This window comes from Stenotrophomonas sp. TWI602 (assembly GCF_039674045.1).
In the GTDB taxonomy this organism is placed as follows: Bacteria; Pseudomonadota; Gammaproteobacteria; order Xanthomonadales; family Xanthomonadaceae; genus Stenotrophomonas.
The window spans coordinates 141203-153102 of sequence record NZ_JBDJMT010000001.1; the positions used below are offsets into that span (position 1 = coordinate 141203).

9 protein-coding genes are annotated in these 11900 nt (G+C 62.6%); 5 read left to right on the forward strand and 4 right to left on the reverse strand.

Annotated elements, in window-relative coordinates:
• Positions 1-100: 100 nt before the first annotated feature.
• From ABE483_RS00700 to ABE483_RS00710, 3 genes are all read right to left on the reverse strand, one after another.
• Entirely contained in the window at positions 101-1030 is a 930-nt protein-coding gene (locus ABE483_RS00700) for a hypothetical protein (RefSeq protein WP_346480846.1), read from the reverse strand.
• 80 nt (positions 1031-1110) lie between these two features.
• Complete coding sequence (locus tag ABE483_RS00705) at positions 1111-1527, reverse strand: H-NS family nucleoid-associated regulatory protein (protein WP_313212804.1); 417 nt, start codon at positions 1525-1527, stop codon at positions 1111-1113.
• Positions 1528-1602: 75 nt separating this feature from the next.
• Positions 1603-2850 (reverse strand): VCBS repeat-containing protein, encoded by a 1248-nt coding sequence (locus ABE483_RS00710; RefSeq protein ID WP_346480847.1) that lies wholly within the window; start codon positions 2848-2850, stop codon positions 1603-1605.
• Positions 2851-3069: 219 nt separating this feature from the next.
• Between ABE483_RS00710 and ABE483_RS00715 the strand changes: the two genes are divergently transcribed.
• Entirely contained in the window at positions 3070-3447 is a 378-nt protein-coding gene (locus ABE483_RS00715) for a hypothetical protein (RefSeq protein WP_259259764.1), read from the forward strand.
• Between the two features lie 160 nt (positions 3448-3607).
• Here ABE483_RS00715 and ABE483_RS00720 read toward each other — a convergent pair whose 3' ends face one another.
• Complete coding sequence (locus ABE483_RS00720; protein ID WP_346480848.1) at positions 3608-3955, reverse strand: hypothetical protein; 348 nt, start codon at positions 3953-3955, stop codon at positions 3608-3610.
• A gap of 928 nt (positions 3956-4883) precedes the next feature.
• Here ABE483_RS00720 and ABE483_RS00725 point away from each other — a divergent pair.
• The 4 genes from ABE483_RS00725 to ABE483_RS00740 all read left to right on the forward strand — a co-directional run bounded on the left by ABE483_RS00725 (position 4884) and on the right by ABE483_RS00740 (position 11872).
• Positions 4884-6527, forward strand: coding sequence for a hypothetical protein (locus tag ABE483_RS00725; protein WP_346480849.1), 1644 nt, complete (start codon positions 4884-4886; stop codon positions 6525-6527).
• Positions 6524-9568 carry an AAA family ATPase gene (locus ABE483_RS00730; protein WP_346480850.1) on the forward strand — a complete coding sequence of 1015 codons (3045 nt, stop codon included), beginning with the start codon at positions 6524-6526 and terminating at the stop codon, positions 9566-9568. The genes ABE483_RS00725 and ABE483_RS00730 overlap by 4 nt, the downstream gene beginning before the upstream one ends.
• Before the next feature lie 1211 nt (positions 9569-10779).
• Positions 10780-11043 (forward strand): hypothetical protein, encoded by a 264-nt coding sequence (locus ABE483_RS00735; RefSeq protein WP_346480851.1) that lies wholly within the window; start codon positions 10780-10782, stop codon positions 11041-11043.
• 199 nt (positions 11044-11242) lie between these two features.
• Positions 11243-11872, forward strand: a complete 630-nt coding sequence (locus tag ABE483_RS00740; RefSeq protein WP_346480852.1) for a TetR/AcrR family transcriptional regulator — start codon at positions 11243-11245, stop codon at positions 11870-11872.
• The last annotated feature ends 28 nt before the right edge of the window (positions 11873-11900 follow it).

An 11900-nucleotide genomic window follows, 5' to 3' on the forward strand; every position in this document is an offset into this window, starting at 1 on the left:
AACCATTCGCATTTGAAATGTAGCGATACACAGCGATATCGACGGCTGCCGTTATCGCTGTGCGGGGTCGATCACGAGAAACCCTTCACAGCCGCGCGGCTCACTCCACAACACTCAACTGCCGGGTAAGGCTGGGCCGCAATGCCAGCTTGTGGGTGATGCTGGTGATGGTCCGGCGCGGGTCGGTCGGGTGCGGCCGGGAGGTGGTGCTGCTTCTTCCCTGGCGCCACAGCCCGAACATCACGATCTCCGCGCCCACCGGGAAGGCCTTCAGCCACGCCGCATCGGTGTGCCCGACGCTGACTTCGTAGAAATCCCGGCGGTCGGTCACGCCGGTCTGCTGATACTTCGGGGCACAGTTGAGGAAGGTAACGCCATGGGGGTCACCGGGCTGCGGCATGCGATGTGAGCGCACCGTCCCGAGCAGGGCCAGCGGCAGCTCGCTGGATGCCGAGCCAAGCCGTTCCCATGCTTCGTCATAGCGGTCCTGGCCGTAAAGGAAATTCGCCCAGTCGACCCGCTTCTTGCCCAGGCGCAGGGTCAGGTGCGCGGTCAGCAGCGTGTCGTCCTCGCACATCGCCTGCAGGATCAGCAGGTCGGTGAGGGTGCGCAGGTAACCGTCGAGTGGCGCGTCTGCCGGGAGAAGGGTCGGCCCGGCGCTGCCCCGCTTCAGGGCCTGCTGGAGGACCAACAAACGCAGCTCATGCCGGCCATCGCCCAGCGCAGGCAGGAACTCGGGATTGGTTCCGCTGGCGAGCAGGGTCTGCAGATGTGAGGGAGCGTTGTAACGGCACCCTGGCAGATGCTCAGCGCCCTTGTTCAACGCGATGTACGCAGGAACCGCGGCGGGAAGAGCACCGTCGGCACCGCTTCTGTCGTGCGCCGGGACGAATCGGACCGGCACGCTGCAGCCATCGCAGAGCAACGTGGGCAGGGTCTGCTGCGCGTCATGACGTTTCTGCAGGTCGGCCAACCGGTGCAGGGTGCCGTGCGTTCCCACGGCCTTGCGCATCTTGATTCCGCGACTCATCTGCAACCACTGCTTCGTTCAATGGCGACCATGATAGTCGTTTCGATCCATCGCCCTGCGTCGCGAACCGCAGCGCCTGCTCAGCCCGGGTAGGACGGGAAGCGCTGATCCGGGTGCGTCTTCTTCCATTCGGTGTGGGCCACGGTGCCCTCCCACGCAAGGAACGCAGCGGGGATGCGCCCGCGACCGGACCAGGTGGCACCGCTGTGCGGCAGCCAGAAGCGCGGCGGCAGTGCTTCGCGGGGAATCTTGGCCGGCTTGGCGCGCGGGGCGGGGCTGGCCGACCCCGCGCTGTCCACGACTGCCCGGATCCTGCGCTGCTGTTCCGGGCTGAAATCGGCATAGGAGGTCGTGAGCAGCACGAGTGCGCGCTCGAACGCCTCCTTCGTGGCGGCCCGCAGCAGCGCGCTTTCATCCATTCCCGATCGCGCGACCGCAGCTGCCAGGCTGGCCTTCATCGATGATGCGGAGGGGGCGGCGGAGGGCTTACGGGGCATGGGATTCCTGAGAAGGAGGGACGGACGGAGGGCACGATAGCAAATGCCAGCGTGAAGCCATCGGTTTGCGCAGGCCTACTCGTCGATCGTGTTGCCGGTCAGCAGCAGGCGGGCCTGCGACTGCCACCCGCCAATGAACAGATCGGGCTTGCCATCCCCATCCAGATCACCGCGCGCCATGCTCCAGCTGCGTCCGACCGCGGTGCCGGGAATCACCGAGGCAGTGACGTCGGTGAAGTTGCCCTTGCCATCGTTCTGCCAGGCGCGAACCTGCAGCGGCACGAAGCCGGGCACGTCGATGGCGCTGACCACCAGGTCCGGATGGCCATCCTCGTTGACATCCACCACCGTCCCGCCCCAGCTGGAGAAACGATGCGCGGGCAGACGTGCGGCGGTGTCATCCTTGAAACGGGCCTCGCCTTGATTGATCAGCAGGCGCGTCTGCGGATTCTTGTCCCAGGCCTGGTTGTTGCTGGTGAGGTTGAAGAAGACCAGGTCCAGACGCCCATCACCGTTCGCATCGAACGCATGGACTTCCCGCGTCTCGGTGGGAATCTGCGCTCCCAGGCGGTCGGTGGCATCGGTGAAGCGGCCGCGGCCATCGTTGATCAGCAGGCGGTTGATGGGATCCTGGCTGGCGATGGCCATGTCCAGATCGCCATCGCCATCCAGATCGGCCAGGGTAATGCCCTGTGCCTGCACGTTGATCGATGGCAGGTGGGTGGAGGTGGCATCGACGAAGTAGCCCGGGCGTGCGCGGTCATTGAGCCAGAGGAACGGTTGCGCCACACCGGCTTTGCCCTCCGTCGTGTTGCCCACCACGATGTCGGGCAGGCCATCGCCGTTGACATCACCGATGGCGACGCCGTTGGCCTGGCTCATCGCAGGAAGGCGCTCGCTGACCCGTACGAATCCACCCTGGCCGTCACCCAGGAACAGGTTGTGCTGCTCGGTGTCTTCAGCGATGAACAGCGCATCGATATGGCCGTCACCATCAACATCGGCCACGCGTACATGCTCGTTGTCGCCGGTGATCGTGCCGAACGCATCGGGCGCCTGTGTGAGCTTGCCGGTGCCATCGTTGAGGTAGAGCCGGTTGGCACCATTCTCCACCGCCACCGCGACATCCAGATCGCCATCGCCATCGGCATCCAGCAACGCCGCATCCAGTGCATGGAGCTCCGCGTCGGTGGGAACGTGAGTGGCGGTGACGTCGGTAAAAATGGTGCGCGACGGTTGCGACGGGGCAGCGCACGCCGTGACGGAGACGCCGAACAGGGAAGCGGCGAGGGCGAGGGCGAGGGAGGGGATCGTTGAGTGCATGCGGCTCGGGCTCCGAAGCGGTCGTTGAGTGCGTCCGTTGCGAGGGACACGCGTGCCACTGTAGGGGCGCTGGCGTCGGCTGGGTGCGAGGGCATGGCCCCACCAAGCTGTACTTTCGCCAAACTGAACAGGGGTCGGTTCATCCGCGGGTGCGCAATGTTCCGGCAATCTTCGGCCACCAGATTCGATTTCACACCGATACGTTTGGAGGATCCAACGATGCTCACCTCAACCGCTTTCAGCTTCCGTGGCCTGGCCATGGCATTGGCTCTGACCGCTGGCGTCATCGCCGCAGGCGATGCCTCCGCGCTGTCGCGCAAGGACAAGAACACACTGGTGGGTGCCGTGGTGGGTGGCGTCGCGGGGCACGTGCTGTCCAACGGCGACCCGATGATGACCGCAGGCGGTGCAGTGGCCGGCGGCGCGATCGGCAATGTGACCACCAAGGATCGCCGGGACAACCGCGACTATCGCCACGATCGCGATCGCCGCTATGACCGCGACCATCGTTACGAGCGCACCAGCCGCCACGACCGCCGTCACGACCAGCGTCGCTGGGACCATGACCGCCGTAACCACAACCGCGGCTGGCGCTGATCGGGGAAGAACGGACTCCTGCCCCGGCCACCGACGCGGATGCATGCCCCCGTTCCGTGTAAAAGCGCGCGCTTATGCCACCGGCGACAGGGTCTCTCCGGGGACCCGATTCCCCGCCGCCGCCAGCGGCACCGCAGTGATGCGGTGAGTGGCATGACGGTCATTCGCTGCGCGTTGCCTCAAAGCGATAGGGATTGCCCTGATCGGCAAAGCGCAGCAAATAGCGCGAACTGCGTGTCTTGCCATCGGACAACACAGGGTCCACCTGCACGCCGGTCCGACGGTGTTCGTGGTCAGCGCCGAGGTAGGTGTTGCTCGGATGGCTGAAGCCGGCATGGGGCACTTCCCGTACGGCTGCACACGTGGCAACCAGCGGCGGGAGGGTGTACAGGCGGCTACCCTGCAACAACCCGCAAAGCTGGGTGCTGCGGCGCCCGCGCTCACCTACGAAACACCCCTTTGAGCGATACCGACGAACCGTTTCGTCGGTCGGTTGAATCCAAGACACATATCGGACATCGTTGCGGTCGCCGAGCTCATCGCTGGGACCGGCCAGACGCTGGCTTGTTAGCTGCACCCAGCCGCCCTAAGATCCAGCTTCCGTGCCCAAGGACTTCACTCGCTACGCGAGTCGGCTTGATTCCGGAGTTGAATGCGCTTGGAGCAAAAATGCATCGAAAATGTGCAGTTGCCATTCTTCTCGTCGCCGCCGGCTCCGCAGCGGCGGCGACGTCGCCCCTCAGTCCGTCAGATTTCTTTGGCACTTGGCGGTGCGGCCCAACTGTCCTGCAGGGACCAGGCTTCACTGTCACGGTAACTGATGAAACCACCAAGCTTCCGGACGGCACCTTCACTGGTCACTCCCGTAGCGTGATATCAGCTCCAGGTAAGGCTCCTCTCACACTCCACGATCGCAGTAGCGGCACGTGGGAGCTTGTGGGTGACGTCGTGAGGTCTCGGATCAACCATGTCGAGTTTCTCTCGGCATCAGATCCATCAATCACAAAGGATGCCGGGCAGAGAGCGCAAGACGAGCAGCTAGCCAAGAAGTCCGTCTATGAATCTCGCATCCTTGAGTTCAATGGCACGCACTCGCGCTCCATTCCAGTCAACTCCATGTACAAAGATGCGGCTGTCGAGTCCACCTGTGAGCGGATCTAAGAATTCATTCAAGCCGACGCCGCTTCGCGGCTCGGCTTGACTGTCTGCTGGGAACGTTCGCTCCTGGTCGGAAGCGGAGCTTCGCCCAACGGGTAGGGCAGGGGAGAAACTATCCAGCATTGGGATTAGGGATGTTTATCGAGGGTAGGTAGGAAGACGCCGACCTTGCTATTGACACTTCGGATAGAAGCGCAGGCCTGTTTCGTGCGCACCACTCGCGATGTCGATTCCGGTCTCAGTTTTTGAGACTACTTCGTCCATAATTGGGAGGGCAGTTGGATGCCAAGCTGGCATCGACGCAAGGGAACGTGTCAACTACAGGGGGCGTGACGATGGACAAGGAAGCCGCGCAGAACGCGCAGCAGCAAGGCGAAGGGCAGGACCCGCAGGAGAATGCGGACGCGCGCAACGGCGATGGCATGGATACGCCCGCGATGGACCATCAGCTGGAGCTGGCTCAGGTAGCGCTGGACTTCCACAAGCGCCAGGGCGAGAGCACCGCTGACAGCCAGGATCCGCAATGGGTGGCTGAGGGGCTCCAGCAGCATGTTGCCCAAGGTGCGGTGGGAGATCGTTACGACCGCGAGCAGGCCCACCGCGATGCGGTGGCGATCGCGGCCACGGTGGTGGGTTTCCGCGCGAACCAGGCGCAGGTGGCCGACTACCAGGCCACCGGTGGCGGCATCCGCAGCTGGTTTGCCGATGCGCTGGGCCGGGCATCCCAAGGCAACAGCGCCGACGGCACGAGCAAGTATTCGGTCCGCATTGATGCTGAGCTGGAAAAGGCAACGGCCCATGCCCGCGACACCATCAACTGCAGGAGCACGGGGTCGGTCAACCAGAGCGAGCACCTGCACGGGCACATTGCCGAACAGCACCACACCGATTCCTTCAACATCGATGCCGCGACACAGGATTCCGGCGTCCGCGCCGAGCGCCTGCAGTCACTCGAACCGAATTCTGTGGATATCCGTGTCAGCGACGGCAAGGAGACCGTGGACTATCAGTCCAAGTACGGTAAAACCTCCGATCACTCGGAACGCGGCTTCAAGAGGGGCGACTACGAAAACCAGGAGCGCCTCGTGCCGGCGGGGCAGGAAGGTCAGGTGGAGGGCGGCGCCAACCGCGTTCGCCACGATGGCGTGGAATCGGACCCACTCAGCCACGAAGAGGCCAAGCAGCGGCAGAAGGATGCACAGGAAGACGGCCGTTCCAAGGAATACAACTGGGACGACGTGGACCTGTTCACCATGGGCAAACAGGTGGCCAAGCAGGCGCTGCTGGCCGCCGCGTTGGCAGTGGCTGTGCAGGGCGTGCGCATTGGCGGCCGCCGTGCCTGGAATGCGTGGCAGGGAAACAAGAACCCGAGCCTGAAGGAAGACTGGGATGAGTTCTGCGATTCGGCCCTGCGCAGTGGCGTGCAATCCGGTGTGACCGTCGCTCTGGTCGGAGCCGTGGTGGCGGCGGCTCGGAAGGGTTTGTTCGGCACGGTGCTACAGTCGACCGATGCCACGCTCATCGCAATGGCGGTCTGCGTTGCGGTTGAGAATGCCCGCGTGCTGTACAAGCTCAGCAAGGAGGAATGCACCCTGGCCGAAGCAGCGGCCGAGCTGCTGGAAACCAACTTCATTGCCATTGCCACGTTGGCCGGCAGCTACGCGGGCGGTTCGCTTGGCTTTGCCATCGGTACGGTTTTCGGGGGTGTGTGCGCGCCGATCGGTGGCTTCATCGGCAGCTTCCTTGGCGGCACCCTCGCGTCGGCCGCTGCCAATGCCATCGTCAAGGTGACCCCGCGCCTGGTGGACTACTTGGTTGACCGCTCTAGCTCCATTGGCGCCAAGGTGCGCGATACGGCATCCGACGCCCTGTATACCTTAGCCGATTCGGTGCGTGCCGCAGCCCGCTGGGTGGGCGCATGACCGCCTCGATGCTGGATTCGCGCAAGCGGTTTCTGGATGACATGCAGCGCGCACTGCGCGGCGGCCACCCGGGCGTGGTGGTGACGACCCGTGAAAATGGGCGCTTGGACGTCCTGCTGGCCGAGCTGGCCGGCTCGCTGGGCCTGAAGCTGATCGAGTGGAATAGTGCCTTTGGCGAGGTGGACCCGCGCAGCAAGCTTCCGCGATTGGAGGTGGACGAAGCGCTGCCCGACCTGCGTGAAGCCATGCGAGAACTGATGGCGACCACGCTGACCGGCCGCCTGATCGTTGTGGCCGATGCGGGCATGTCGCTGGCCTCTCACCCGCGTGCCGTGCCGGCGCTGGGACAGATGCTGCAGCGGATGGCTAAGCAGGCCGCTGGGCGCTCGCTGGTGGTGCTTGTGACCCCGGATGGCGAACTGCCGCAGGCCGGCCAGCTGCCGGTGCTGCCGCAGGTGCGCCTGCACGCCCCGGGCGAGCAGGAAATTGCCCAGCTGGTGGCCGAGGAGTTCGGGCGGCATGACAAGGGCGCGGATGAAGCGTTGGCCGCGCCGCTGCGACAGGCGTGCATGGGGCTTGGTGAGAGTTCGGTGCGTGCGCTGCTTATGCAGGCTGCGCTGGACGAGCCGCGCGAAGCACGCAAGGTGCTGCGCGATGTGAACCGCGAGAAGGCGGCGCTCATCGCGGGCAGCAGCCCGCTGCAGGTGGTGTCGCCTATTGAAGAGAACGCCACCATCGGTGGCTTGGAGCAACTGCGTGGCTGGCTCAAGCAGCGCGGTGAGGTGTTCGCCGATCGCGCGGGCGCGGCCAAGCTTCGCGTGCGCCTGCCCAAGGGCGTGCTGATTGCGGGCATGCCCGGCTGTGGCAAATCGCTCACCGCCAAGCTGACGGCTAAGGAATTCAACCTGCCGCTACTGAAGCTGGATGTGGGACGCCTGATGGGCCGCTACGTGGGCGACAGCGAAGCCAATATGCGCAGCGCGTTGGCCACGGCCGAGGGCATGAGCCCTTGTATTCTGTGGATGGACGAACTTGAAAAGGCATTCTCGGGACTCGGCACTGGACAGGCATCGGAGGTATCCACCCGCCTGGTGGGCTATCTGTTGACTTGGATGCAGGAAAACACCCAGCCGGTGTTCGTGGTGGCCACGGCCAATGATGTGACTAAGCTGCCTCCGGAGCTACTGCGCAAGGGACGCTTCGACGAAGTGTTCTACGTGGACTTCCCCAACCACGGGGAGCGCCGCGCCATTCTGGATATTCATCTGGATGCGGACGAAGACGTAATCAGTGGGGTCGAGCGTGATGCGTTGTGCAAGCAGATGCGCGATTTCAGCGGTGCCGACATCGAGATGGCGGTGAGCGAGGCCCGGTTGCAGGCCTTCATCGCCAAAGAATCGCTGGCGGCCCATCACATCCAGCTGGCGGTGCACGAGACGGTGCCGCTAGGACAGACGCTTGCCGAGCAGATCCAGAAATCGCAGGAAAAGTTCTCGACGCTCAAGCTCCGGCCGGCCTCCGAGCCCGCTGCCGATGGTATGACCCTGGTACGCCTGCGGGAAATGGCGGTCGGGAATGAGAAGCAGCGCGCCCAGGCCGGCGGGCACGGCGATGCGCCCAATGACGTGCTGGAAAAGCTGGGCAAGGATGAAAGTGAGGCCGTGGCGCTGGCGGTGCTAAGACACCCGCACTGCCCGCAGAAGGTTCTGAGCTACTGGCTGGAGACGGACGCGGCGAACAAGCGGTTCAAGACTGCGTTGTTCGAGGCGGCGGCGCTACACATGGATGCACCTTCGGAATTGTTGGCAGATTTAGTGCGGTCGCGGGATAGACGGTTTGATGGGAAGCTTGCCGCCCAACTGCATACATTGCCCCATTGCGCGGGCAGTGTGCTGGAGGCCTTGATGGGTCTGCGTACCGACAACCAAGGGCGCCTGGCGATCCTGAAACACGCAAACTGTCCTTCGACAGTCTTGGGGAAATTTGCAAAATCGGTGGATGCCCAGCTACGCGCCGCTGCAGCATCACATGCATCGCTTCCTGATGTGACGCGTTCTACGTTGCTCAAGAGTGATGATGTCTTCGTGCTGGCTGCGCTGTCGGTCAATATCGCTTGCAGCCCTGAAGAGCGCGCACTCTGCCTCGACCTGGTCAAGGCTCATGGCATCGTGCGTGATGGCAAGTCTAGCCTTCTCTTTGATAAGGTGATGGACCAGCCGGCCCCCATGCACGAACGCGTGCAGGGCGTGCTGGCCACGTCCAGCGACGTGGCGGTACTCCGCGCGCTCGCGGCGCGGACGGATTTGACGGAGGAAGTGCAGCTTCAACTTGCTGGAAACGCGGAATTGATTGATGCCTTGGCAGTAAATCCAGCGCTGTATCCTAAGGCACAGGACAAGCTCCTTTCTGGCGAAGTAACCGAGTTCACTCTCGGTGGGGTGGTTACCGATCAGCTTTTGGCAAGCATGGCGTCTTCCGTGGTCGGCGTGGCATTGGGCTCGATCAAGCAGTTCCTGCGGACCAAGGATTCACAGAAGGTCGCACGTTTGCTTGCTTCAAACCCCGCGCTGGACACGCGGCTGATCGGCAAGGTCGCCGGCATCGGTGATGAAGAAACGCGCGTCCTGGTTGCAACGCGTGAATCGATTTCACTTGTGTGGGCACAGTGGCTAGTGGATACCGTGCCGACTCCTGGCGTCCTCATGGCATTGTCCAGAAACACTGCGGTCGCCGGCAGCTTCACCCAATCGTTTGCAGATGCTGCAATCGCTGTCTGCAACGGCGTGGACCGGCTGGAAATGATTGAAACTGGCGGCCTTTCCAAGGCGGTCATCCGTACCCTGTCCAGTTCCATCGGCGATGCGGAAGTGCAGGACGTGCTGGCTGATTTCACTCGCTGGGAGGGTCTGCTCAAGACGCAGCCGTCAGAAGACGAGGTGGAGGCAAAGAAGGGCAAGGCGCGCGCGCAGTTGCTGCGTGCATTACGCGACCGCGCCTACACGTTGGTGCAGGAGAATGCCGCGCGATCGAGCAAAGCCTGACTTGCAAGAGAAGCATTTCAAGGGCGTTGAAGTGCTGATCAGAAGGGGAACAGGGGGAATGCCATGCAAAAGGCACCCCCAGAACGCTTGCCTTGCTGCGAAGCGCACGTACGTGCGCGAACAGACGTGGCTCGATCATGACGCTAACGCCTAAAACCGCAATGCGCGGCTGCTTGCCTTGCTGAAGGAGCCCGAAACCCGCGATGAGCTAGAGATCGGGCACATCTCCGATGCACGGTCCGACCATCTGTTCCCTAGAGGCAGTTGCACCCATTGGACAACGCATCGCGCGGCTCGCCATGGGCGAGTTTGCTTGGGAAGGGCCGCCGGAAGTGCGCTGGTACTGACTGACGTTGTTAAAGCTGGGGCACTTGCAGGCCCGCAATGACGCCGGCGAAGAAATCCAAACATTGCTGGGCCAACGGCGGATTGAGCTACTTCCCGACTAGGGATCGTTATCGGGGGGGGCGTCCGCCTCTGGCCGGAAGCGGACAGTCCAACCCTGCTTGCACTTCTTCATCTGCGCCGGCCGCGCGTCCAAGCAAACCAGTCTGACGGCATGTATCGGCCGGGCAGTTACCGAGACGGAGGCTTCGGGAACAGCAGCTTGGGTGTCGCGGACAGCAGCCAGGCACCCATAGCAGCCCCGTATGCGAGTACCCCGCCCACTAGAAAGGTACCGAATAGGCTTCCGGTGAACAGTAGGTACAAGCTCCGAGGGCTGCTTCTGGCCGGTAGCGGACACACGCAAGTCTGTCCACCCGAGCTTGGTGTGTTCGTCGAGCCTGCCGCTGGATCAGGCGATGCGCTAGCCTGTTAGCGTGACTCAGCCGCCGTAAAATCAATCTGTATCGGAAGTTAAGACTCAAGCGTTGCGCGCAGGCGTCCTGAGCGACATGGCGAAGAGGCGAAATGCCCGGTCAAATGAATTATAGTTTGATCGCTTCGACAATCAGCTCGCGGACGTCTGCCGCGCCTAATTCTGCGGTATGCCGTTGGGTTGCGGTCTCTATGACGATCGAGAACATTCGCATCCCTCATGTGGTGATGCTCTCGAGCCGGCGCTTCATGCATCTTATCAACCGCTGTCCAGCAATTTCGGCTGCTGACCGCTACTAATTTCACTCAAGTCGACTTTGCTTGGCGGGTCGATTATCTTCGGCGTTAGACCTCAATCACGGGTGATAGCGAAAGTGGCAGAAGCAGCCTCCATGTCTTACACGGTGTCGCGCGGCAACGAGCCCGGTGCAGTTCTCACCCCGCATTTGCACGAGGACGGCAAGTACGTAGCTAGCATGACCCGCTTCGAGCAAGATTATGTTCGTGTTGAGTCAGTCCGGGAGCTCGGCATCCTTGCTCAAAACGGCTTCAGTGTCCGGATGAGTAGTTCCTGCAGCGCGAATCATCGGGCACCCAGTCTTATCGCTCCCGGTTCGCTGCAGATTTCGTTTCTAGATCCGGTCGTGGATCCCTAACCGTTCATTGAAGCCGCGCACGCTTCTCTGGTCGGCTTGATTCAGGCGTCGGCCAGCTTCCGCTTCTGGTCGGATGCGGCATGGAAGAAGGACAGCGGGCACGTGGCATTGTGATCGGGGCGTATTGTATGGCGGGGATGAACCGATACCCGAATGGTCACCATTTGCCCGCATCTCTGCCCAGCGTTACTCTTGCCTCATGTCTACTTCAATCTCCGCAGCGCTCGATGCCGAGCGCGGCCCCGCTGAGCATGATGTGCGCACCCAGATCATCCAGGCTGCCACCGCCCATTTCAGCCACTACGGCTACGACAAGACCACGGTGTCCGACCTGGCCAAAGCCGTCGGCTTTTCCAAGGCCTACATCTACAAGTTTTTCGCCTCCAAGCAGGCGATCGGGGAGGTGATCTGCGCCAATTGCCTCGCCCAGATCGAAAGCGACGTACATGCCGCCTTGGAAGGGGTTGAAGCGGCGCCGGATCGGCTTCGGGTCCTCTTCACCGCCATCGTGGAGGCCAGTCTTCGCTTGTTCCTCCAGGATCGCCGGCTCTATGAAATTGCCGTGGCGGCCGCGACGGATCAATGGCCGTCGACCCGGGCCTACCAAGGCCGCATCCGGCAGCTTGTCGAGGAAATTTTGAAAGATGGCCGCGCCTCCGGGGCGTTTGAGAACCAGACGGCGCTCGATCAGACCAGTCGCGCGGTGCACCAGATCCTTGTCCCGTATCTGAATCCGGTGACGCTTCCACACGTGTCGGTCATGCACGAAGAATCGCCCAATTCCCTGCAGGAGCTGGTTCTCAGGAGCCTTTCACCTGAACGGGTGTGACTATTGACGAAAACGGTCACTAGGAACA

Excerpts from the sequence above, each read along its gene's own strand:
- ABE483_RS00715 (WP_259259764.1), top strand. The coding sequence starts at position 3,070 with ATGCTCACCTCAACCGCTTTCAGCTTCCGTGGCCTGGCCATGGCATTG.
- ABE483_RS00735 (WP_346480851.1), top strand. The coding sequence starts at position 10,780 with ATGTCTTACACGGTGTCGCGCGGCAACGAGCCCGGTGCAGTTCTCACC.
- ABE483_RS00710 (WP_346480847.1), bottom strand. The coding sequence starts at position 2,850 with ATGCACTCAACGATCCCCTCCCTCGCCCTCGCCCTCGCCGCTTCCCTG.
- ABE483_RS00700 (WP_346480846.1), bottom strand. The coding sequence starts at position 1,030 with ATGAGTCGCGGAATCAAGATGCGCAAGGCCGTGGGAACGCACGGCACC.
- ABE483_RS00705 (WP_313212804.1), bottom strand. The coding sequence starts at position 1,527 with ATGCCCCGTAAGCCCTCCGCCGCCCCCTCCGCATCATCGATGAAGGCC.
- ABE483_RS00730 (WP_346480850.1), top strand. The coding sequence starts at position 6,524 with ATGACCGCCTCGATGCTGGATTCGCGCAAGCGGTTTCTGGATGACATG.
- ABE483_RS00740 (WP_346480852.1), top strand. The coding sequence starts at position 11,243 with ATGTCTACTTCAATCTCCGCAGCGCTCGATGCCGAGCGCGGCCCCGCT.